The organism is Dongia sp. (assembly GCF_041905885.1).
In the GTDB taxonomy this organism is placed as follows: domain Bacteria; phylum Pseudomonadota; class Alphaproteobacteria; order Dongiales; family Dongiaceae; genus Dongia.
In genome coordinates this window covers 57,481-78,755 of sequence record NZ_JAYRKD010000022.1, presented here as the reverse complement: position 1 = coordinate 78,755, position 21,275 = coordinate 57,481, and the positions used below count along the sequence as shown (strand labels likewise).

The following is a 21,275-nucleotide window of genomic DNA, read 5'->3' as shown; positions in this document are numbered from 1 at the left end:
CAACCTGGGGCTGAGTGATCGGTGGCCACGCTGGACGGGCCGGCGATCGATCTATCGATAGCCGATGGAATTTCAGTCGCGTCGCCCGCAAAGGCCCAGGGTTGTGATATCGCGCATATCCGGCCCGAGCCCGAAATTGCAATAGTCCGTCCCGCTACAACTCGGGGGAATCTTCGATATGCGCTGGCTCGGCCTGCCGCTGCGGCGGATCATTTTGTCATTCCTGGTCGCCGCAGCGACTCTCGCGGGCGCATCCGGCCTCGCCTGGGCCGAGGCCGATTGCCAGGTGGTCGCTGTGCGTGGAACCGCCTCCCTGGAGCGCGACGGCTCCCGTTCACCGCTGGCTGCCGGCGCCGAGCTCAGCGCCGGGGATTCGATCGCGACGGATGACGGGGCACGGGTGAAGCTGCGCTTCGCCGACGGCTCGCTGGTCCAGGTCGGCGAGAACACGCGGCTGGAGATCGACCAGGCGAAGTTCGCCCCGGCCGAGGGCCGGCGCAGCATCCTGCTCAACCTGCCGATCGGCCTGCTGCGCGCCGCGGCGGCGAAGTCGTCGCCGACCAGCGGCTCCAGCTTCGAGATCCATACCGGGATCGGCTATTCCGCCGTGCGCGGCACGGAATGGATCATGGTCGCGGCCAGCGAGGAGACTCGCGTCTATGTCAACGAAGGCCGGGTCTCAGTCGGCACCGACTTTCCGAGTGCCCAGTTCCCGAAGCTGGTCCAGGCCGGCTATTGGGTGGTTGTCCGCAAGACCGGCATCGAGACGATCGAGGCTTCGCCCCCGGGAATGTTCGACAGCTTGATGGAGCAGACCGAGGCCGCCGTCAGCGACGGCGCGCCGGCCGACGAGGCCGAGGAGACGGAAGAAGCCGAGGCCCTCTCGAACGCGTCCGGCGCCGTATCCGACGGGCCCGACAGCCTGGTCGATCCGGCGAGTTCCGGCGGATCGAGCGCGACCTCCGCCTCCTCAAGCTCGGCAAACGGTGCCTCGTCCTTGAGCGGCGGCAGTTCGTCGAGCCCCAATTCCAGCAGCTCGCCCAACAGCTCGCCCAACAAGACTTCCAACGGCGGCTCCTCGAGCTCGTCCTCGGGTGGCGGCAGCAGCAGCAATAGCGGCGGCGGCTCGTCCAGCTCCGGCGGCGGGGGTAAGGGGTCCGGCGGTGGCCTGGGCAGCAAGTCCGGCGGCGGCGGCAAGCTGAAATAAGCGCGCGCTACCGGCTCGGCCGGTCCGGATATTCCACCCGGTCGCCTTCCTTGATGCCGAGCGCCGCGGCGGTGCCGCCGTTGACCTCCAGCACCGCCTTGACCGCGGCGCCGGAATCGATCGGGGTCTCGTCCAGCGGCACCGCGCTATGCGCGATATGGGCGATGCTGCCGTCGGCCTTCAGGAACAGCATGTCGAGCGGGATCAGCGTGTTCTTCATCCAGAACGAGACCGCCTGCTCGCCCGGATAAATGAACAGCATGCCGGCATTGGCCGCCATCGACTTGCGGTACATCAGCCCCTGGGCCCGGGTCTCCGGCGTGGTGACGACCTCGACCTCGAACTTGTAGGCACTGCCGCCGGCATGAATGACCAGCGGCTCGGCCTGCGCCGAAGCAAGGCCGAGAATGAGGGCTGCGACCAGCCCCAACAGAAGACGTACCAAGCGCAAGCTCACAGGTAATCCTTCGCACCGCCGCGATGATAGGTGAGCGCCAGCGCGATGCAATGGCGGAGCGCCGCCTTGGGCAGCGGCCGGCCGGCATCCAGGAGGATGCTGCGGTTGCCGCCGAAGCTGAGCTGGCCGCGATAGAGCTCTCGAAAGGTCGAGACCAGGGTGGTCTGGCAGTGGACATGGAGCGCATAGCGCTCGCTGTCGTCGCCCGCCGCCGGCTTCACCCGGTCGATGCGGATCGTGCTGCCGCTCCGCGTCTGGTTCGTCCGGTAGCTGGGCTGGCCCCATTTCAGGGTCTCGTCGAGCGCACCGACGCCCGGCGTCTTCGCCGCGGTCTCCAGGATCAGCTGGCGCAAGGCCAGGAGCTTCGCCTGGACCCGCCGGGGATAGGCGGCGAACACGGCCGCCACCGCCGGATCGGCAAAGCCGCTTCCGGCCGTGCCGCGCTTGTTGGTGATCCGGGTCCGCGAGTCCGCCATGGCCGCATTAAGCCCGAGCCGCTTGAGAAAGATCAACTCACGTCGGCGTTCCGCCGCTCATGCAACCGGGCCACCATTGGTGCACCACCCGCGCTCCGCCTTGACTTGGGCCGGATCGCCCGGAAAGGTGGACGCCCATTTCAAGAGGACTGCCCCATGGACATGACGGGAGAACATTGGATCAATGCGCCGCGCCAGGCGGTCTGGGCGGGGCTCAATGATCCCGAGGTCCTGAAGCAGTCGATCGCCGGCTGCGAGGAGCTGAACAAAACCTCCGACACCGAGTTCCAGGCCCAGGTCACCGCCAAGGTCGGCCCGGTCAAGGCGAAGTTCGGCGGCAAGGTGACCTTGAGCGACCTCGATCCGCCCAACGGCTACACGATCACCGGCGAAGGCTCCGGCGGCGCTGCGGGCTTCGCCAAGGGCGGCGCCAAGGTGCGGCTCGAGGATGCCGAGAAAGGCGGCACCCTGCTTAAGTACGAGGTGCGCGCCCAGATCGGCGGCAAATTGGCGCAGATCGGCTCGCGCCTGGTTGATGGCGCGGCACGCAAGATGGCCGACGAGTTCTTCGCGACCTTCGCCGCCACGGTCGAGGCCCAGGCCGGGACGGCGGCGACCGCGGAAGGCCCCCCGCCGGAACCGGCAATGGCGCCCGGCGCCGTGCCGCCGGTGGAAGGCAAGTCCAAGGGCCTCCCGCCCGTGGTCTGGATCGGCGGCTTGATCGTGATCGCCGCCGCCATCGTGTGGTGGGCGACGCGCTGACCGGCGACGCGCTGACCGGGATCGGCCCCGTTGGATCGGTAGGGCCGAACCATCCCGGTCCCGGCGCACTGTTATCCTGCGCGCCTTGACCCCCGTTTCGGAACACGCTCATACTTAACGCCTGCCAAGAAGACCGGGGCAACCGGCGTTCGGCGGTTCGGCAATCGGCGCCGCCGCGATCATAGGGAGGTTACCAATGCCCACCGTATCCATGACGGTGAACGGAAAAGCCGTCACCGGTGAGGTCGAGGGCCGCACGCTGCTCGTCCATTTCCTGCGTGAGAAGCTGCACCTGACCGGAACCCACGTGGGCTGCGACACCGCCCAATGCGGCGCCTGCACCGTCCATCTGAACGGCAAGGCGATCAAGTCCTGCAACATGCTGGCGCTGCAGGCCGAGGGCGCTTCGATCACCACGATCGAAGGCCTGGCGCAGAACGGCACGCTGCATCCCATGCAAGAGGCGTTTCGCGACAACCACGGCCTGCAATGCGGCTTCTGCACGCCGGGCATGGTGATGGCGGCGGTCAGCCTGGTCAACGGCAAGACCAACCTCTCCGACGAGGAGATCCGCCACGGGCTCGACGGCAACATCTGCCGCTGCACCGGCTATCACAACATCGTCAAGGCCGTGAAGGCCGGCGCCCAAGCCATGGGAGGGAAGTGATATGCCTGAAGGAACCGGAAACCCGACGGGTATCGGCGCCAGCGTCAAGCGCAAGGAAGACTATCGCTTCCTGACCGGCCGCGGCACCTATACCGACGACATCAACCGCCCGGGGCAGACCTACGCCTATATCCTGCGCAGCCCGCACGCGGCCGCGGATATCGTCAAGATCGACACCGCCAAGGCCGCCAAGGCGCCGGGCGTGGTCGCGATCCTGACCGGCGCCGACTACGACAAGGGCGGGCTGCCCGCCGGCTGGCTGGTCCATTCCAAGGACGGCACGCCGATGGTCGAGCCGCCGCACTTCCCGCTCTGCAAGGACAAGGTGCGGCATGTCGGCGACCAGGTGGCACTCGTCATCGGCGAGACCTATGCTCAGGCCCGCGACGCGGCCGAGCTGATCGACGTCACCTATAAGGAGACGACGCCGATCATCGATCTCGACAGCGCCGACAAGGCCGGCGCGGCCCAGGTCTGGCCAGAAGCCAAGAACAACGTCTGCTACGACTGGCATATCGGCGACAAGGGCGCGACCGACGCCGCCTTCGCCAAGGCCGCGCATGTCACCAAGATCGACCTCGTCAACCAGCGGCTCATTCCGAATGCGATGGAGCCCCGGGCCGCGATCGGCGATTTCGACCGCGCGAGCGGCGATTTCACCCTCTACACCACCAGCCAGAACCCGCATGTCATCCGCCTGCTGATGGGCGCCTTCGTGCTGCAGATTCCGGAATCCAAGCTCCGGGTCGTCGCCCCCGACGTCGGCGGCGGCTTCGGCTCGAAGATCTTCCATTATGCGGAAGAGGCGCTGGTCACCTGGGCGGCCGGCAAGGTCGAGCGTCCGGTGAAGTGGACCTCGGATCGCTCGGAAGCCTTCCTCACCGATGCGCATGGCCGCGACCATGTCAGCCATGCCGAGCTCGCCATGGACAAGGACGGCAAGTTCCTGGGCCTTCGCGTCGCGACCAAGGCCAATATGGGCGCCTATCTCTCGACCTTCGCGCCCTGCGTGCCGACCTATCTTTACGCGACCTTGCTCGCGGGCGTGTATTCGACGCCGGCGATCTATGCCGAAGTAAAGGCGATCTTCACTCATACCGCGGTGGTAGATGCCTATCGCGGCGCCGGCCGGCCGGAAGCGACCTTCCTGCTGGAGCGCCTGGTCGAGAAGGCCGCGCGCGAGACCGGGATCGACCGCGTGGAGATCCGGCGGAAGAACTTCATCCCGAAGGACGCCTTCCCCTACCAGACCCCGGTCGCCCTGCAATATGACAGCGGTGATTATTTCGCGACCCTCGACACCGCATTGAAGATGTCGGACTGGGCCGGGATCGACAAGCGCAAGGCGGATTCCAAGGCCAAGGGCAAGCTCCGCGGCATCGGCATCTCCACTTATCTCGAAGCCTGCGGCATTGCCCCCTCGGCAGTCGTGGGCAGCTTGGGTGCGCGCGCGGGTCTCTACGAATCCGGCGTTATCCGCGTCCATCCGACCGGCTCGGTGACGGTGTTCACCGGCAGCCACAGCCACGGCCAGGGCCACGAGACCACCTTCTCGCAGCTGGTCTCGGACGGCCTCGGCATTCCGATCGAGAGCGTCGAGATCTCCCATGGCGACACCGGCAAGGTGCCGTTCGGCATGGGCACCTACGGCTCGCGTTCGCTGGCGGTGGGCGGCACGGCGATCGTCAAGGCGATGGACAAGATCATCACCAAGGCCAAGCGCATCGCCGCGCATCTGATGGAAGCCTCGGTCGCCGACGTCGAGTTCAAGAACGGCGTGTTCAGTGTGGTCGGCACCGACAAGTCGGTGCCGTTCGGCACCGTGGCCTTGACGGCCTACGTGCCGCACAACTTCCCCCATGCCGAGCTCGAGCCCGGCCTGGAGGAGACCGCGTTCTACGATCCGGCCAACTTCACCTATCCGGGCGGCTGCCACATCTGCGAGGTGGAGATCGATCCGGATACCGGCGAGGTCCAGGTGCTGAACTTCACCGCGGTCGACGACATCGGCCGGGTCATCAACCCGATGATCGTCGAAGGCCAGGTCCATGGCGGCGTCGGCCAGGGCATCGGCCAGGCTCTGCTCGAGGCGGCGGCCTATGACAAGGAGAGCGGCCAGCTCCTGACCGGCTCATACATGGACTATGCCATGCCGCGCGCCGACAACCTGCCGAACATCAAGGTCGCCAACCACGTCACCCTCTGCACCCACAACCCGCTGGGCGTGAAGGGTGTCGGCGAGGTCGGCGCGATCGGCTCGCCTCCCGCGGTGATCAACGCCGTGCTCGACGCCCTGCTGCCGCTGGGCGTCAAGGACATCAGCATGCCGGCCACGCCGCACAAAGTGTGGCAGGCCATCCAGACCGCGAAGAAAGCGGCGGAATAAGGGGGACGCAGCCATGCATAACTTCGCATTCCACCGCCCGACTTCGGTCGCCGATGCCGCCAAGGCTATCGGCGCCGCTTCCGACGGCAAGCTCATCGCCGGCGGACAGACCCTGCTCCCGACCCTGCGCCAGCGCCTGGCACAGCCGTCGGACATGGTCGACCTGACCGCGGTCTCCGAGCTGAAGGGTATCAAGGTCGAGGGTGACGGCGTCACCATCGGCGCGATGACCACCCACAGCGAGGTCGCCAACTCGGCCGACGTGCAGAAGACCATCCCCGCCCTCGCCAAGCTGGCCTCGCTGATCGGCGATCACCAGGTGCGGCAGCGCGGCACGATCGGCGGCTCGGTCGCCAACAACGATCCCGCGGCGGATTATCCGGCTGCGGTGCTCGGCTTGGGCGCCACGGTCAAGACCAACAAGCGCGAGATCAAGGCCGACGACTTCTTCAAGGGCCTGTTCGAGACCGCGCTGCAGGACGGCGAGATCATCACGTCGATCCACTTCCCGAAGCCGGAGAAGGCGGGCTACGACAAGTTCCGCCAGCCGGCCTCGCGCTTCGCCCTGGTCGGCGTCTTCGTGGCCAAGACCAAGGGCGGCGTGCGTGTCGCCGTCACCGGCGCCGGCCCCGGCGTCTTCCGCTCGAAAGAGCTGGAAGCGGCGCTCGGCGGCAACTTCTCGGCCGATGCCGCGAAGGGCGTGAAGGTGAGCGCCAACGGCCTCAACGGCGACCTGCACGGCTCGCCGGAATACCGCGCGGCGCTGGTCTCGACCCTCGCGGCACGGGCGACGGCCGGCGCCAGCTAAGAGAAGAGTATCTGGGAGGAAGAAGAGCCGCCGGTTCAGCACCGGCGGCTCTTTCGTTTCCGGCGTGCGTAGACTATCTTCTCCGGATGGTTGAGCGCGTCTTGGCCTCCTGTCTCGTGCTGCTTGTCGCCCTGTCCTGGGGTCTGTCCGCACGAGCGGAGTGGTATCGCGCCGGCGCCCAGTTCCAGTGCGACGCCGCCACGGGCACTTTCGAGGTCCTGCCCTACAACCGAAAGAGCGGGGGCGACGATCCGATCCGGCCGGGCTTCGCGGTCGCGCAGGACGGAACTTCCCTGCAGTCGTGCCAGATCGGCAAGCACAGCTTGCTGGCCAAATTAGAGATCATCGCGCCACCCGCGGAGGGCGCCTGCATGGGCGGCGGCGCAGCCAGGCTGCCGAGCATTTCGATCGATGGCGCGGCGCTCCTAGCGGAAGGCATCGCCATCGACTCGGTCTGCGACGACGTCGCGGTGATCCGGGTGAAAGTCGAGCCGGCGCTATCCGGCATCGCACTCACGACATGCACGGCGACTTACAGCGAGGCGGACGGAACGCGCCGCGAGCTTCCCTGCGAGACGAAAATCATCGACGTCGGCGGATAGGCGACAGCGAAGCCCGCGCAGCGGCTTCTAGACCTGCTTTTCGTAAAACATGCTGGTGGCGATCGCGTTCGACAGCATCGCGGCATAGGGTGCGAACGCATCGCACCGGCGATATCCCTCGCGCTCGTAGAATCGCATCGCTTCCATCTGCAAGTTACCGGTCTCGATCTGGATCACCCTCATACCGGCGCCACGCGCCTCCGCCTCCAGCCGCTGCAGCAAGGCCTTGGCGACGCCCTTGCCGCGGACTTCGGGCTTTGCATACATGCGTTTCAGCTCCGCATAGCCGTCGTAGAAGCCGATGCCTCCGCAGGCGACGGCCGCACCGTCGACCCGCGCTACGAGGAACCGGATATTCGGCTGGAACAGCTGGTCGAGCGAGAGCGCGTGCTTCTGCTCGGGCGCATAGCCGACGTCGAGCGCGGCGTTGAGCTCGGCGAGCAGCGCGACGATCTCCGCGGTCGGCGCCTTGGCGCGTTCCAGCACCAGATTCACTTGGTCGCCCGGGTGGACTTCCGCTCGGTCAAGGGCGCGGTGTCCTCGCCCTCGAACAGGTTGCGGATGAAGCCGGGCGCCAAAGCCGACCAACCGTTGACGTCGATCTTCGGCTCATTGAGGTCGCCGGAGACCGAGTAGGTCGCGGAGAACAGGCCCTCGCCCTTCCCGCCCTGCAGCCATTCGCCGATGATCGGGATGTTGCCGAGGATGCTGTTCAGCGCATAGGCCGGCACCAGTGCGCCGCCGAGATCGATGGTGTTGGCGTCCATGTCGATCGAGCCCTTGGAGGTGAGGCCGATCGAGGGGCCGGCGGTGCGGAACTCGCTGACATCGACCCTGCCGCGGGTCTTGGTGAACTTGGCACTGGCGCCGGCGAACAGGAAGCCCTCCCCGGTCAGCGCATCGACCAGGCCGGTCAGGGTCGCGACCGAGAGGAAGCGCGCGGCGAAGGGCGTGTGCAGCAGGCGGAACGAAGTCATCCGCAGCTGTCCCTTCATCGGCCGGTGCGGCTCGCTGTCGTTGACCGTACCGGTGATCGAGAGCTGGCCGCCCTTGATCGAGTCATAGACCCCGAGCGTCTTGAAGGCGCCGCCGGCGTCGTTGGTCTCGACCTGCAGCCGATGGGTGCCGTCCTCCGCCATCGGCGCATAGGAGAAGACGATCGGCGCGCCGCCCGGCAGGGTGCCGTTGAAATAGATCTTGTCCCACCAGATCGGGTCGTGGCGGATGTCGAAGGTGATGTTGGTGAGCTCGTCGCCCTCCGACAGCCGTACCTTGGCGAGCTGTCCGGCGATCGAATAGGGCTTCTGCGGCTTCAGCTCCTCGGCATCGAGTTCCTGCGGAGAGACCGGCTGGTCGCGCTCTTTCATCCAGGGTTCGACGTCCATGACGCCGCCGCCGACCGAGACATTGGTCGCGTTGTTGGAGAAGTCGGCGACCAGATCGATGATCGCGCTGTTGGCTATATTGGCCTTCTTCAGCGAGAGCTTGCTGATGCTGTCGCCGTCCGGCGCGAAGGTGGCGCTGCCGGCGATCGAGAAGCCCTCGCCGTCGATCGCCAGGTCGGTGATGTCGATCGGCTTGTCGCCCTGGAGATTGAGCTTCAAAGCGCCTTGCGCCGGGACACCCTCGGGCTTGCGCCATTTCAGGAAATCCATCGCCAGCACGGCGTCCTTCAGGTCGAACTTCGCCTCCAGCGTGCCGCGCCCATCGTCGCGGCGGCTGAACTTGAGATCGACATTGCTCGGTCCGTCGACCCAAGGCCGGAAGTCGTAGCCGACCAGGGCGCGGCTGCCGGTCGAGGTCTGGCCCTTGGCCTGGAAGACCTCGCGCACGTCGACCTGGTCGGCGAAGGCCTGCGACCATTTGATGTCGAGATCGGCGCCGGCGTATTTCACCGGCCCGCTCACCGTCATGCCCTGCTCGTCGAGTTTGAGCTTGAGCGTACCGTCGGTCACATCCTGGCCAAAGCGGATCCGCTTCATCGCCACGTTCTTGACCTCGGCGTCGACCTTGATCTTGACCCGGGCGAAGGTCAGCGACTTCTCCGCCGGAAAATCGAAATCGAGCGCGGCCTGCGCCTCGCCGCCGGCCTCGTCCGGGTTCAAGCCGATCTTCGAGGCATAGCCCAGGCGCGGGTGGTCGAGCAGCTTCAGCGCATCCTTCAGCGACGCGCCGACATCGCCGCCGACCTTGATGAACTGGTCCTCGACGTCGAGGCCGGTGATGTGCAGATAGCCCTTCTGCACCTTGATGTCGCCGACCCGGCCGCCGGTGATGTCGGCATCGAAGGAATCCGCGTCGAAGCTGGCGGTCGCGACGCCGTCGGTGATCGGCGGCATCGGCCGCAGGTAATGCACCGTCAACCCGCTGGTCGACATCTCGCCCTTGAGCTGCTCGACCTTCGCGCTGCCCCCGGCCTCGCTCGGCAGGCGCAAGGCGAGATCGGCCGTCACCCATTCGACCATGCCCTCGGGAATGTTCGGCACCAGCCAGTCCCGCGTGTTCGAGGCCGCGCCCGCCGGCCAGTAACGGTCCATCCAGCTCGCCGGATACTTCTCGGCCCGGAGCTTCAGCGTGAGCAGCGGCGCGCCGCCGTCGGCGGCCGCGCCGGTGAGGGCGCCATCGACATCGGCGGTCGCCTCGATGGTCGGCCCGCCGATATCGAGCGCGAGTTTCTCCAGATGGAGAAGGTCCTTGTTGAAATCGATCCGGCCGGTCGCCTGCATCAGCTTCAGCGGCACCGGCTCTTTGGTCTTGCCCGGCAGGTTCAGCGTGCCGTTCGCGGTGTTGACCTGGAAATCGATCGGCCCGGGCAGTCCGCCGATCGGGCCCTGCGTGCTCATCCGGCCGCTCAGGATCACTTCGGAATTGGACAGCTCGGAGAGCGCGGGTTCGATCAGCCCAAGCGAGGCCATGTCGAGGCCCTGGAAGGCGGCGTCGACCTCGATCCGGCTTGCCTTGGGATCGATGATGACGCTGGCCTGCGCCAGCGCGGGTGACCCGAATTGCGGCAGATCGGCGCTCAGGTTCCCGCCCAGGCTGGTCGTGCCCGGCTTGCGCGAGATCTCGAAGTTGAGGTGATGCGCCGCCCAGACCATGCCGGCGCGCTGATCGTCGATCGCGACCTTGCCGTCGATGATGGAAATCGAGCGCAGGTATCCCGCGGTCTTCTCCGGATCGCTGTCGTCCAGCAGTTCCTCGATCACCGCCGCGGGGCTCGGCATCGCCACGGCATTTGCCGGCGCATCCTGCTCCAGCTTCTGCAACCCGAACATCAGCACGCCGTCGGCGCGCCGGCGCAACATCAGGTCGGGCGCGATGACCTCCACCTTCGACGGCGCGATCAGGCCATGCAGCATCGCGCGCGCGCTCAAGGTCAGCGAGACCTGCGGCAGCACCGCGAGGTCGCGGTCGCGTCGGTCCTTCACATGCAGGTTGACGGCGCGCAGGTCGAGCCCGCGCGGCCAGCCGGCCCAGGTCAGCACCGTGTCCTCGATCTCCACCCGGAAGTCGCGGTTGGCCTCGGCGATCGACCGTTCCACATAGGGCGCCAGGAAGGCCATGTGGATCGGCCCCTCATAGATCAGGCGCCAGGCCAGGAAGCCGACCAGCAAGGCGATGCCGGCCAGCAGCGCGCCCAACACTTCCAGCGCGATCTTGGTGGTGCGCCGGATCAACTTTGGATTTTCCCGCAGGCAGCGTCGGGCGCTTGACCGGCCCGAACGCGTCCATCAGTCTCAGCGCCGAATGCAATCCGGACCGACCGCGCCCCTGTCATGCCGACCCTCTTGAGCCTGCTGGCCGACCGGCCCTTGCCGGAACCCGGCGATCCGAGCCAGGCGGAGCTCCACCTGTCGCAATGCACCGAGCCCGAGCTCGCCGAGATTGCCGCGGACCCGACCGGGCTCTGCTTGCTGAAATCGGTGTTCGGCAACAGCCCCTTCCTCGCACGATGCCTGCTGCGAGACCCGGCTTTTGCCCGCCAGCTTGCCTTTTCGGATCCCGAGTCGCTGTTTAGCACATTGATTCAGGAACTGCACCCCAAGGCGCTGATCGACCTGGAGGAATCCGTCCTCATGCAGCGCCTTCGGATCGCCCGGCGGCGCGCCGCCCTGTCGATCGCGGCCTGCGATATCGGCGGGCTTTGGCACCTGGAAAAGCTGACCGGCGCCTTGAGCCAATTCGCCGATGCCGCGGTGCGCGCCGCCGTTTCACATCTGCTTTACCGGAGTGCGGCCGGCGGCGAGTTGGACCTCCCCGACCGGGAGGACCTGGAACGCGACAGCGGCTTCTTCGTGCTCGCCTTGGGAAAACTGGGGGCCTATGAGCTCAACTATTCCAGCGACATCGACCTGATCCTGCTCTACGACCAGGCCAAGGTCCGCTATGTCGGCCGGCGCAGCGCGCAGGAGTGTTTCGTGAAGCTGGCACGGAACCTCGTGCGCATCCTGCAGGACGCGACACCCGACGGCTATGTCTGCCGGGTCGACCTGCGCTTGCGCCCCGATCCCGCCTCCACGCCGCTGGTCATGTCGGCGCTGGCGGCCGAGACCTATTACGAGGGCATGGGGCAGAACTGGGAACGCGCGGCGATGATCAAGGCCCGCGTCTCCGCCGGCGACGAGCAGGCCGGCAAGCTGTTCCTGCTGCAGCTCCGGCCGTTCGTCTGGCGCAAGCATCTCGACTTCTATGCGATCCAGGACATCCACTCGATCAAGCGCCAGATCCACGCGGTCAAGGGCTTTCGCAACGTCGCGGTGGCCGGCCACAACATCAAGGTCGGCCGCGGCGGCATCCGCGAGATCGAGTTCTTCGCGCAGACCCAGCAGCTGATCTGGGGCGGCCGCAATCCCGATCTCCGCACCCAGGCGACGCTCGACACTTTGGAAGGCCTGGTCGCCTTCGGCCGCACCAAGCGCGACGTCGCCGACGACCTCGGCGCCGCCTACCGCTATCTCCGCCATGTCGAGCATCGCCTGCAGATGATGGAGGACCAGCAGACCCAGACACTGCCGCAGATCGGCCCGACCCTCGACGTGCTGGCGAAGTTCTGCGGCCACAAGGACACCAACGATTTCGAGCTGACCCTGCTCGAGCATATGGCCAAGGTGGAAGACCATTATGCCGAGCTGTTCGAGGAGGCGCCGGATCTCGGCGGCCCGAGCAACCTGGTCTTCACCGGCACCGAGGACGATCCCGGCACCGTGCAGTCGCTGCAGCAGATGGGCTTTCCCGACGGCAGCCTGGTCTCCGGCTTCGTGCGCGACTGGCATCGCGGGCGCTACCGCGCCACCCGCAGCGCCCGCGCCCGCGAGCTGCTGACCGAATTGATGCCGCGCTTGCTGCAGGCCTTGGCCGGCACCGCCGATGCCGATCTCGCGATCCGCCGCTTCGACAACTTCCTGCAGGCACTCCCCGCCGGCGTGCAGATCTTCTCCCTGCTCTATTCCAATCCTGGCCTGCTCGACCTCGTCGCCGAGATCATGGGCTCGGCGCCGCTGCTCGCCGATCGCCTGAGCCGCCGCCCGGCCCTGCTGGAAAGCGTGCTCACCGCCGGCTTCTTCGAGCCGGTGCCGCAGCGCCAGGCCTTGAACGAGGACATCGAGCGCCAGCTCGAACAGGCGCTCAATTTCGAGGATGCGCTCGACATCGTCCGCCGCTGGACCAAGGACCGCCAGTTCCAGATCGGCGTCCGGCTGCTGCGCGGGACGGCCGACGGCGAAGAGGCGGGCTCGGCCTTGAGCGACATCGCCGACATCGCGCTCTCCCAGCTCTTCCCGCGCGCCATCGTCGAGTTCGAGCGCCAGCACGGCAAGCTGCCCGGCCGCGGCCTCGCGCTGGTGGCGCTCGGCAAGCTCGGCAGCCGCGAGATGACGGTGACCTCGGACCTCGACCTCATCTTCATCTACGACATCCCGGCGGGCGTCGCGGACTGGGACACCGCGCTCTCCGACGGATCGAAGCCGCTGGCGCCGATCACCTATTACGCGCGGATCGCCCAGCGCTTCATCAACGCGATCTCGGCGATGACCGGCGAAGGCGGGTTGTTCGAGGTCGACATGCGCCTGCGGCCGAGCGGCGCCTCGGGCCCGATCGCCAGCGGCCTGCAGCCCTTCGAGAAATACCAGACCGAGGAAGCCTGGACCTGGGAGCATATGGCGCTGACCCGCGCCCGCGTCATCTGCGGCGATCCGGGGCTGACGGCCGATTGCGAGACCGTGTTCCGGCGGATCCTCACCCGCCCGCGCGATCCCCAGAAGCTCGCCGCCGACATTCTCGACATGCGTTTGCGCATGGCGCAGCAATATCGCGGCGACAACATCTGGGACTTGAAATTCCTGCGCGGCGGCCAGGTCGATCTCGACTTCATCGCCCAGTATCTCCAGCTCCGCCACGCCCACGAGCATCCGGAGATCCTGGCGCGCGACGGCGGCCAGGTGCTGGAACGCGCCCGTGACCTGAAGCTGCTGGACGACAAGACCGCCGACCAGTTGATGGCGATCGGCAAGCTGTGGCGGCAATTGCAGCAGACGATCCGCCTGGTGGTCGGCGCCAAGGTCGAGGAAGCGAAGCTCCGCGAGCCGACCCGCCGCCAGCTGGCGCAGAGCGGCGGCGCCGACGATTTCAAGGCGCTGAAGAAACTGATCAAGAAGCGCGCCGCGGCCGTGCATGCGGCGTATCATGCAATCATCGGTCCGGAACCCACGACATCAAAGGGAGAAACCCCATGACACTCAAAGTCGGCGACAAGGCGCCCGCCTTCACCCTGATGACCGATGGCGGCAGCAAGCTCACCTCGGCATCGCTCAAGGGCAAGAATATCGTGCTCTATTTCTACCCGAAGGACGACACGCCGGGCTGCACCACCGAGGCCTGCGGCTTCCGCGACGAGCAGCCGAAGTTCAAGAAGATGGACGCGGTGGTGCTCGGCGTCTCGCGGGATTCGGTCGCCAGCCACGACAAGTTCAAGAAGAAATACGACCTCAACTTCCAGCTCGGCGCCGACGAGAGCGGCAAGGTCACCGACGATTACGAGGTCTGGGTCGAGAAGAGCATGTACGGCAAGAAATACATGGGCATCGAGCGTGCCACTTATCTCATCGACGGCAAGGGCGTCATCCGCGGCATCTGGCGCAAGGTCAAGGTCGACGGCCATGTCGATGAGGTGCTGAAGGCCGTGAAGGCGCTGGATTGAGCCTGCTCGGCGCCGCCGTCGACGTCCTCGCGACCGCCGATCCCGCCGCCAAGGCAGCGGCCAGCCACCGCGCGGCCGAAGCCTGGCGGGCGGGCTCCCTTGCTGTGGGGCGCGCGCAGCCGCCCGACCGCCCCGCCCGCCCCGAGCGCCCGCAGCTCCTGGCGCCGAAAGAGATGCCGAAGCGCAAGGCAGGCGGCAATGCGGCGAAGCGGGTCGCCCTCCTCCACGCCCTTGCGCATATCGAGCTGAATGCGATCGATCTCGCCTGGGACCTGATCGCGCGCTTCGGCACCGAGGCGATGCCACACGGCTTTTTCGACGACTGGGTGAAGGTCGCCGACGAGGAGGCGCTGCATTTCGAGCTGCTCTCGGCAAGGCTGCAGGAACTCGGTGCTGCCTATGGCGATCTCCCCGCCCATGACGGCTTGTGGGAAGCCGCCACTGTGACCGCGCAAGATCTGCTCGCCCGGCTCGCGATCGTGCCGCTGGTGCTAGAAGCGCGCGGCCTCGATGTGACGCCAGCAACCGTCGCTCAGATGCGGCAGGCCGGCGATGACGCCACCGCCGCTTTGCTCGACCGCATCTACCGGGACGAGATCGGCCATGTCGCCGCCGGCTTGCGCTGGTTCGAGCATTTCGCGAAGGCCGCGGGCCATGACCCACAGACACATTGGCAAGCGCTGCTGAAGCAACATTTCCGCGGCGTGCTGAAGCCGCCCTTCAACGACACCGCCCGCGCCGCCGCGGGCATGCCCGCCGCCTACTACACGCAATAGAAAACCCGGCTGCAGGGGTCTTGCAGCCGGGTTTCCGGATTGGTCCGGCGCCGCGGGCGGTCTGGGAGTGCCGTCCGCGACGCCGGTCGTCGCGCCTCTTACTGCACGGTCTCGCCGTGCAGCCCGAGGTCGAGACCATCCCTTTCGACATCCTCCGAGACCCGGAGGCCGATGATCAAGTCGATCACCTTCAAGATGACGAAGCTGCCGACGCCGGTCCAGACCACCGTCAGGAGCACACCTTCGGCCTGGATGATCAGTTGGCTCATGCCGCCGGCGATCCCGCCGATCGCTTCGTCGGCCAGCACGCCGGTCAGCAATGCGCCGAGGATGCCGCCGATGCCGTGCACGCCGAAGGCATCCAGCGAGTCATCGTAACCGAGGGCATGCTTCAGCGCGGTGGCGGCGAAGTAGCAGGCCACGCCGGCGACCAGGCCGATGATCAACGCACCGCTCGGAGACACGAAGCCGCAAGCCGGGGTGATGGCGACGAGGCCGGCGACCGCGCCCGAGATGATGCCCAGGACCGAGGGCTTCTTCTTGGTCAGCCATTCGGCGAACATCCAAGCCACGCCCGCCGCGCCGGTGGCGATCTGGGTCGTGGTCATCGCCATGCCGGCCCGTCCGGAGGCGCCGAGCGCCGAGCCGGCATTGAAGCCGAACCAGCCCACCCAGAGCAGGCCCGCGCCGATCACCGCGAGCACCAGATTGTGCGGCGCCATCGCGTTCTTCGGATAGCCCATGCGCTTGCCGAGCACGAGGCAGGCGACCAGCCCGGCGATGCCGGCATTGATGTGCACCACGGTGCCGCCCGCGAAGTCCAGGATGCCCGCCTTGAACATCAGGCCGTCGGCCTGCCACATGATATGGGCGATCGGCGAGTAGACCAGGATCGACCACAGCACCGAGAACAGGCACATGGCGCTGAACTTCATGCGGTCGGCATAAGCACCGCAGATCAGCGCCGGTGTGATGATGGCGAAGGTCATCTGGAACATCATGAAGACCGATTCCGGGATGGTGCCGCTCAGACCATCCACGGTCAGGCCTGCCAGGAAGAACCGATCCATGTTGCCGATGAAGGCGTTGCCCGGGCTGAAGGCCAAGGTGTAGCCGATGACGAACCAGACAATTGTGACCAGGCACTGGATTGCGAAGCTCTGCATGATCGTGGCGAGCACGTTCATCTTGCGAACCATGCCGCCGTAGAACAGAGCCAGGCCCGGCGTCGTCATCATCAGCACGATCGCGGTCGAGGCCAGCATCCAAGCCGTGTCGCCGCTGTTGATCGCCGGCGCCGCCGCGGCGGCTGCCGCATCCGCTGCCGGCGCCGCAGCATCCGCAGCCGGCGCGGCGGCATCCTGCGCCAGTGCCAGAGCGGGCAACATCATCAGCCCGACACCCAGAGTGGATGCCAGGACCCGCTTCAAATCCATATCGAGACCCCACTGTCTCACAGCCCGATTCATGCCGCCCCTCCGTTTTCTTTTTGCAGCGCAACAGTAAGAGCAACCCCCGTGCCAACCTGAAAAGCGAAGGAATTCAGCGGACTTAGTTCGATTGCCCGGAAATTCTGCACAGCAAATAGGCAGCACATGGGGCGCTGGCGTTTTTCTAGGCGGCTCGGCGACAGGCCGGTGACGTTCACCGCGCGACACCCCGGCTCCACTCGGTGAGCGGCGGCAGGCTCTGGGCGAAGGCGGGTTTCCGGTGCGGGAAGCCGCCGGCGTCGAGCAGGAAACCGACGATCGCTTCCAATCCGGTCCCGTCGCGCATGTTGGCGAAGACCACCGGCTTCACCCCGCGCATCTTCGCGGCATCGCGCGCCATCAGGTCGAGATCGGCACCGACATGGGGGGCGAGATCGATCTTGTTGATGACCAGCAGGTCGGAGCGCGTGATGCCCGGCCCGCCCTTGCGCGGGATCTTGTCGCCCGCCGAGACGTCGATGACGTAGATCGTGAGATCGGCGAGCTCAGGCGAGAAGGTGGCCGAGAGATTGTCGCCGCCGGATTCGACGAAGACGTATTCGAGCCCGGGGAAGCGGCCGCTGATCTGGTCGACCGCGGCGAGGTTGATCGAGGCATCCTCGCGGATCGCGGTGTGGGGACACCCTCCCGTCTCGACACCGAGAATGCGCTCCGCCGGCAGCACGCCGGAGCGCGTGAGAAATGCCGCGTCCTCGCTGGTATAGATGTCGTTGGTGATCGCGGCGATGTCGTAACTGCCGGCCATGCAGCGGCAGAGCCGTTCCAGCAGCGCAGTCTTGCCGGAGCCGACCGGTCCGCCGACGCCGACGCGGACGGGGAGATTGCTGAGCTGGGGTGCCATCATGAGCGGAACAGCCTCGTGTATTGGGTTTCGTGGCGCATGCTGAAGACATCGACCATCAGCGCCGAAGCACCGATATCGTCGAACGGCGTGAGCTCCAGCGCATGGGCGAGCGACGGCAGCGTCTTCGAGAGATGGGCGAGACAAGCAAGCCCGTCGCTCTGCCCGATCGGCATGAGCCGCAACGCCGCCGAGACCAGGTTGGAGCAGAAGGCATGCAGATAGGCGACGGTCGCCTGCCGGGCGTCGATGCCGGCGACCGCGGCGGCGGCACCGAAGGCGACGGCATAGACCGGCCGCTGCCACTGGCGCAGCGGCTCGCGCGCGGCGAATTCCGGCCAGCCGGCGATCAGCGCCTTCAGGAAGGCAGCGCCTTGCGCCGAGGCTTCGAGCGCCAGCTCCGACGTGCCGCGGAAGGCGGAAGCGAAGGCGGCGATCTCGTCGCAGCGGTCGAACTCCTGCGCCAGGACGGCGCGGTGAATCTCGCGGATCAGCAGCGCGTCGGTGCGGCCGGCGCCGAAGAGAAGGATGCCCTCGATCCAGTTCTGCAGGGCGGCGCGATCCGGCAGCGCCCCCGCCTCCACCGCGTATTCCAGCCCGTGCGAATAGGAATAGCCGCCGACCGGAAAAGCCGGCGAGAGCCAGGCCTGCAGCAGCAGCAAGCCGGATTCGCCGGCGTCGCCGCCGGGCGACTGCGCGTCAATGCGCATGGCCGTTGATCCCGAGCTGCGCATAGGCGCCGCCTTCCGGCGCGAAGGGCGCCTCGATCCGGCGCACCGCGGCGCCGAGCTGGCGCAGCATCGCCTCCAGCACGGAATCCGCGACGATGCGCAGCCGCACTCCATCGACGATCTCCGCCGGCACATGGCGGTTGCCGATATGCCAGGCCAGCTTGGCGAGATGCTGCGCATCCTGCGCCACCGCCTCGACCAGGGGCTCCGGTCCCGCGACCACGCGCAGGTAGCCGCCCTGATCGAGCTGCAGCCCGTCGCCGTCGGAAAGCCGCACCGCGCGCTGCAGGCTGAGCAGGAAGGCGGCGCCGGCATCGTCGGTCATCTGGATGCGGCGCTTGCAGCGATCGGCATAGGAGAGCGTGACCGTGCCCGCCGCTTCGATCTCCGGCCAGCTCCCGGCCCTATGCCATTGCAGTGCCTGGCGCATTGTTATCGGGATCCGGCTGCGGCGCACGACCATCCGCCGGCGCGGGCGTTCCGGCTTGATGAAAGTGAGCGGTGTGACGAGTGTGTGTGCACCTGAGAGCACCTCCCTTGGCTCAGAACAGGAAGTAGCGCTGCGCCATCGGCAGCACCGTCGCCGGTTCGCAGACCAGCAATTCGCCGTCGGCGCGGACTTCGTAGGTCTCGGGATCGACTTCGAGCGCAGGCGTCGCGTCGTTGAGCTTCATGTCGCGCTTCATCACGGCGCGGGTTCCTTTCACGGCGATGAGTTCGCGTTTCAGGTCTAGCTTCTCGCCGACACCGTCCGCGAGTGCGGCGGCGCTCACGAAGGTGACGCAGCTCGCCTGGCGCGCGCGCCCGAAGCCGGCGAACATCGGGCGGTAATGCACCGGTTCCGGGGTCGGGATCGAGGCGTTGGGATCGCCCATCGGCGCCGCGGCGATCATGCCGCATTTCAGCACCATGTCGGGCTTCACGCCGAAGAACATCGGCTTCCAGAGCACCAGATCGGCGAGCTTGCCGACCTCGATCGAACCGACGGCATGCGCCATGCCCTGGGCCAGCGCCGGGTTGATCGTGTATTTGGCGACATAGCGTTTGACCCGCGCGTTATCGTGCTGCGCCGGGTCGCCGGCGAGGCTGCCGCGCTGGATCTTCATCTTGTGCGCGGTCTGCCAGGTGCGGATGATGACCTCGCCGACCCGGCCCATGGCCTGGCTGTCCGACGACATCATGCTGATCGCGCCGAGATCATGCAGGATGTCCTCGGCGGCGATGGTCTCGCGCCGGATCCGGCTTTCGGCGAAGGCCACATCTTCCGGAATGCGCGGGTCCAAGTGGTGACACACCATCAGCATGTCGAGATGCTCGTCGAGGGTGTTGACGGTGAAGGGCCGGGTCGGGTTGGTCGAGGACGGCAGCACATAAGGCAGGCTGCAGACCTTGATGATGTCGGGCGCATGGCCGCCGCCCGCACCCTCGGTGTGATAGGCGTGGATGACGCGGTTCTTGAAGGCGGCGATCGTGTTCTCGACGAAGCCGGACTCGTTCAAGGTGTCGGTGTGGATCGCGACCTGCACATCCATCTCGTCCGCCACGGACAGGCAGCAATCGATCGCCGCGGGCGTGGTGCCCCAGTCCTCGTGCAGCTTCAAGCCGACGACGCCCGCCTTCACCTCCTCGCGCAAGGCCGCGGGCAAGGAGGCGTTGCCCTTGCCGAGCAGCCCGATATTCACCGGCATGCCCTCGGCCGCCTGCAGCATCCGCGCGATATGCCAGGGGCCGGGCGCGCAGGTGGTGGCGCTGGTGCCCTCGGCCGGCCCGGTGCCGCCGCCGACCAGGGTGGTGACGCCGGAATAGAGCGCCTCCCAGGCCTGCTGCGGGCAGATCATGTGGATGTGGGAGTCGACGCCGCCCGCGGTCATGATGCGGCCTTCGCCGGCGATGACTTCCGTGCCGGGGCCGATGACGATGCTGACGCCGGGCTGGGTGTCGGGATTGCCGGCCTTGCCGATCGCGGCGATGCGGCCATCCTTCAGGCCGACATCGGCCTTCACGATGCCCCACCAGTCGAGGATCACGACATTGGTGATGACGGTGTCGACGGCGCCTTCGGCGCGACTGCGCTGCGACTGGCCCATGCCGTCGCGGATCACCTTGCCGCCGCCGAACTTCACCTCCTCGCCGTAGATCGCGTAGTCCTTCTCGATCTCGATGATGAGATCGGTATCGGCCAGGCGCAACCGATCGCCGACGGTCGGCCCGTAGGTCAGCGCATAGGTCTGGCGATCCATCCGATAGGCCATGGTCAGTCCAACTTCCCTGAGATCTTGCCGCCGAAGCCGTGGATGATGCGGTCGCCGGCGATCTTCACCAGGGTGACGTTGCGCGACTGGCCCGGCTCGAACCGCACCGCCGAGCCCGCCGGGATGTCGAGCCGGAAGCCGCGCGCCGCGGCGCGGTCGAAGTCGAGCGCGGCATTGGTCTCGAAGAAATGGAAATGGCTGCCGACCTGGATCGGCCGGTCGCCGGTGTTGGCGACGGTGAGCTTCACCGTGTCGCGGCCTTCGTTCAGCACCATCTCGCCTGGCAGCACCATCAGCTCGCCTGGGATCATCTTGGGCACCTTCAGCGGATCGGGTGATGGACGGTGACGAGCTTGACGCCGTCGGGAAAGGTCGCTTCCACCTGGATCTCCTTGATCATCTCCGGGATGCCATCCATGACTTGCGCGCGCGTGAGCACGCTGCCGCCGTCGCGCATCAGCTCGGCGACGCTGCGGCCGTCGCGAGCGCCCTCGACCACGGTGTCGGCGATCAGCGCGATCGCTTCCGGATGGTTGAGCTTGCAGCCGCGCTCCAGCCGCCGCCGCGCCACCATCGCGGCCATGGCGATCAGCAGCTTGTCTTTTTCCCGCTCGGTCAGACGCAT

The 21,275-nt window shown here is 66.9% G+C and carries 21 protein-coding genes; 9 read left to right on the top strand and 12 right to left on the bottom strand.

Annotation, left to right across the window (positions count from 1 at the left end; genetic code table 11):
* Positions 1-178: 178 nt before the first annotated feature.
* A complete protein-coding gene (locus tag ACH2CY_RS20175) occupies positions 179-1,207 on the top strand; it encodes a FecR domain-containing protein (RefSeq protein ID WP_395021221.1) in 1,029 nt (342 codons plus the stop codon).
* Positions 1,208-1,214: 7 nt separating this feature from the next.
* Here ACH2CY_RS20175 and ACH2CY_RS20170 read toward each other — a convergent pair whose 3' ends face one another.
* Positions 1,215-1,652 carry a DUF192 domain-containing protein gene (locus ACH2CY_RS20170; protein ID WP_395021219.1) on the bottom strand — a complete coding sequence of 146 codons (438 nt, stop codon included), beginning with the start codon at positions 1,650-1,652 and terminating at the stop codon, positions 1,215-1,217.
* Positions 1,653-1,660: 8 nt separating this feature from the next.
* Positions 1,661-2,140, bottom strand: a complete 480-nt coding sequence (locus tag ACH2CY_RS20165; RefSeq protein ID WP_395021217.1) for a DUF1801 domain-containing protein — start codon at positions 2,138-2,140, stop codon at positions 1,661-1,663.
* A 156-nt stretch (positions 2,141-2,296) separates the two neighbouring features.
* Between ACH2CY_RS20165 and ACH2CY_RS20160 the strand changes: the two genes are divergently transcribed.
* The 5 genes from ACH2CY_RS20160 (at position 2,297) to ACH2CY_RS20140 (ending at position 7,365) form a co-directional block, all read left to right on the top strand.
* The gene (locus ACH2CY_RS20160; protein ID WP_395021216.1) at positions 2,297-2,902 is read left to right on the top strand and encodes a carbon monoxide dehydrogenase subunit G; all 606 of its coding nucleotides are present in this window, start codon (positions 2,297-2,299) and stop codon (positions 2,900-2,902) included.
* A 196-nt stretch (positions 2,903-3,098) separates the two neighbouring features.
* The gene (locus ACH2CY_RS20155) at positions 3,099-3,569 is read left to right on the top strand and encodes a (2Fe-2S)-binding protein (protein ID WP_395021215.1); all 471 of its coding nucleotides are present in this window, start codon (positions 3,099-3,101) and stop codon (positions 3,567-3,569) included.
* Position 3,570: 1 nt separating this feature from the next.
* On the top strand, positions 3,571-5,955 hold the full coding sequence (locus tag ACH2CY_RS20150) for a xanthine dehydrogenase family protein molybdopterin-binding subunit (protein WP_395021214.1): 2,385 nt from the start codon (positions 3,571-3,573) through the stop codon (positions 5,953-5,955).
* 13 nt (positions 5,956-5,968) lie between these two features.
* A complete protein-coding gene (locus tag ACH2CY_RS20145) occupies positions 5,969-6,763 on the top strand; it encodes an FAD binding domain-containing protein (protein ID WP_395021213.1) in 795 nt (264 codons plus the stop codon).
* A gap of 101 nt (positions 6,764-6,864) precedes the next feature.
* On the top strand, positions 6,865-7,365 hold the full coding sequence (locus tag ACH2CY_RS20140) for a hypothetical protein (RefSeq protein WP_395021212.1): 501 nt from the start codon (positions 6,865-6,867) through the stop codon (positions 7,363-7,365).
* 27 nt (positions 7,366-7,392) lie between these two features.
* On the opposite strand, the gene ACH2CY_RS20135 is transcribed toward ACH2CY_RS20140, so the two are convergent.
* Positions 7,393-7,860, bottom strand: a complete 468-nt coding sequence (locus ACH2CY_RS20135) for a GNAT family N-acetyltransferase (protein ID WP_395021211.1) — start codon at positions 7,858-7,860, stop codon at positions 7,393-7,395.
* Positions 7,857-11,042, bottom strand: coding sequence for an AsmA-like C-terminal domain-containing protein (locus ACH2CY_RS20130; protein WP_395021209.1), 3,186 nt, complete (start codon positions 11,040-11,042; stop codon positions 7,857-7,859). The genes ACH2CY_RS20135 and ACH2CY_RS20130 overlap by 4 nt, the downstream gene beginning before the upstream one ends.
* A 99-nt stretch (positions 11,043-11,141) precedes the next feature.
* Here ACH2CY_RS20130 and ACH2CY_RS20125 point away from each other — a divergent pair, with 99 nt between their 5' ends.
* Genes ACH2CY_RS20125 through ACH2CY_RS20115 form a run of 3 tightly spaced genes read left to right on the top strand, consistent with a single transcriptional unit; the run spans position 11,142 to position 15,336 of the window.
* The gene (locus tag ACH2CY_RS20125) at positions 11,142-14,096 is read left to right on the top strand and encodes a bifunctional [glutamine synthetase] adenylyltransferase/[glutamine synthetase]-adenylyl-L-tyrosine phosphorylase (RefSeq protein ID WP_395021207.1); all 2,955 of its coding nucleotides are present in this window, start codon (positions 11,142-11,144) and stop codon (positions 14,094-14,096) included.
* A complete protein-coding gene (gene bcp, locus ACH2CY_RS20120) occupies positions 14,093-14,560 on the top strand; it encodes a thioredoxin-dependent thiol peroxidase (RefSeq protein ID WP_395021206.1) in 468 nt (155 codons plus the stop codon). Before ACH2CY_RS20125 ends, bcp begins: the two co-directional genes overlap by 4 nt.
* The gene (locus ACH2CY_RS20115; protein WP_395021204.1) at positions 14,557-15,336 is read left to right on the top strand and encodes a ferritin-like domain-containing protein; all 780 of its coding nucleotides are present in this window, start codon (positions 14,557-14,559) and stop codon (positions 15,334-15,336) included. The genes bcp and ACH2CY_RS20115 overlap by 4 nt, the downstream gene beginning before the upstream one ends.
* 98 nt (positions 15,337-15,434) lie before the next feature.
* Here ACH2CY_RS20115 and ACH2CY_RS20110 read toward each other — a convergent pair whose 3' ends face one another.
* From ACH2CY_RS20110 to ACH2CY_RS20075, 8 genes are all read right to left on the bottom strand, one after another.
* A complete protein-coding gene (locus ACH2CY_RS20110) occupies positions 15,435-16,772 on the bottom strand; it encodes an ammonium transporter (protein WP_395021203.1) in 1,338 nt (445 codons plus the stop codon).
* 29 nt (positions 16,773-16,801) lie between these two features.
* On the bottom strand, positions 16,802-16,984 hold the full coding sequence (locus tag ACH2CY_RS20105; RefSeq protein ID WP_395021202.1) for a hypothetical protein: 183 nt from the start codon (positions 16,982-16,984) through the stop codon (positions 16,802-16,804).
* Positions 16,981-17,670 (bottom strand): urease accessory protein UreG, encoded by a 690-nt coding sequence (gene ureG / locus ACH2CY_RS20100; RefSeq protein WP_395021200.1) that lies wholly within the window; start codon positions 17,668-17,670, stop codon positions 16,981-16,983. The genes ACH2CY_RS20105 and ureG overlap by 4 nt, the downstream gene beginning before the upstream one ends.
* Positions 17,667-18,377 (bottom strand): urease accessory protein UreF, encoded by a 711-nt coding sequence (locus tag ACH2CY_RS20095; RefSeq protein ID WP_395021198.1) that lies wholly within the window; start codon positions 18,375-18,377, stop codon positions 17,667-17,669. Before ACH2CY_RS20095 ends, ureG begins: the two co-directional genes overlap by 4 nt.
* Entirely contained in the window at positions 18,367-18,828 is a 462-nt protein-coding gene (locus ACH2CY_RS20090; protein ID WP_395021197.1) for an urease accessory protein UreE, read from the bottom strand. Before ACH2CY_RS20090 ends, ACH2CY_RS20095 begins: the two co-directional genes overlap by 11 nt.
* 112 nt (positions 18,829-18,940) lie before the next feature.
* Complete coding sequence (gene ureC, locus ACH2CY_RS20085; protein ID WP_395021194.1) at positions 18,941-20,650, bottom strand: urease subunit alpha; 1,710 nt, start codon at positions 20,648-20,650, stop codon at positions 18,941-18,943.
* A gap of 2 nt (positions 20,651-20,652) precedes the next feature.
* On the bottom strand, positions 20,653-20,961 hold the full coding sequence (locus ACH2CY_RS20080) for an urease subunit beta (protein WP_395021193.1): 309 nt from the start codon (positions 20,959-20,961) through the stop codon (positions 20,653-20,655).
* An 11-nt stretch (positions 20,962-20,972) separates the two neighbouring features.
* Positions 20,973-21,275, bottom strand: a complete 303-nt coding sequence (locus ACH2CY_RS20075) for an urease subunit gamma (protein ID WP_395021191.1) — start codon at positions 21,273-21,275, stop codon at positions 20,973-20,975.

Coding starts and splice junctions, on each gene's coding strand:
- ACH2CY_RS20175 (WP_395021221.1), top strand. CDS start 179: ATGCGCTGGCTCGGCCTGCCGCTGCGGCGGATCATTTTGTCATTCCTG.
- ACH2CY_RS20165 (WP_395021217.1), bottom strand. CDS start 2,140: ATGGCGGACTCGCGGACCCGGATCACCAACAAGCGCGGCACGGCCGGA.
- ACH2CY_RS20160 (WP_395021216.1), top strand. CDS start 2,297: ATGGACATGACGGGAGAACATTGGATCAATGCGCCGCGCCAGGCGGTC.
- ACH2CY_RS20155 (WP_395021215.1), top strand. CDS start 3,099: ATGCCCACCGTATCCATGACGGTGAACGGAAAAGCCGTCACCGGTGAG.
- ACH2CY_RS20150 (WP_395021214.1), top strand. CDS start 3,571: ATGCCTGAAGGAACCGGAAACCCGACGGGTATCGGCGCCAGCGTCAAG.
- ACH2CY_RS20145 (WP_395021213.1), top strand. CDS start 5,969: ATGCATAACTTCGCATTCCACCGCCCGACTTCGGTCGCCGATGCCGCC.
- ACH2CY_RS20125 (WP_395021207.1), top strand. CDS start 11,142: ATGCCGACCCTCTTGAGCCTGCTGGCCGACCGGCCCTTGCCGGAACCC.
- bcp (WP_395021206.1), top strand. CDS start 14,093: ATGACACTCAAAGTCGGCGACAAGGCGCCCGCCTTCACCCTGATGACC.
- ACH2CY_RS20110 (WP_395021203.1), bottom strand. CDS start 16,772: ATGGATTTGAAGCGGGTCCTGGCATCCACTCTGGGTGTCGGGCTGATG.
- ureG (WP_395021200.1), bottom strand. CDS start 17,670: ATGATGGCACCCCAGCTCAGCAATCTCCCCGTCCGCGTCGGCGTCGGC.
- ACH2CY_RS20095 (WP_395021198.1), bottom strand. CDS start 18,377: ATGCGCATTGACGCGCAGTCGCCCGGCGGCGACGCCGGCGAATCCGGC.
- ACH2CY_RS20090 (WP_395021197.1), bottom strand. CDS start 18,828: ATGCGCCAGGCACTGCAATGGCATAGGGCCGGGAGCTGGCCGGAGATC.
- ureC (WP_395021194.1), bottom strand. CDS start 20,650: ATGGCCTATCGGATGGATCGCCAGACCTATGCGCTGACCTACGGGCCG.
- ACH2CY_RS20080 (WP_395021193.1), bottom strand. CDS start 20,961: ATGATCCCAGGCGAGCTGATGGTGCTGCCAGGCGAGATGGTGCTGAAC.
- ACH2CY_RS20075 (WP_395021191.1), bottom strand. CDS start 21,275: ATGCGTCTGACCGAGCGGGAAAAAGACAAGCTGCTGATCGCCATGGCC.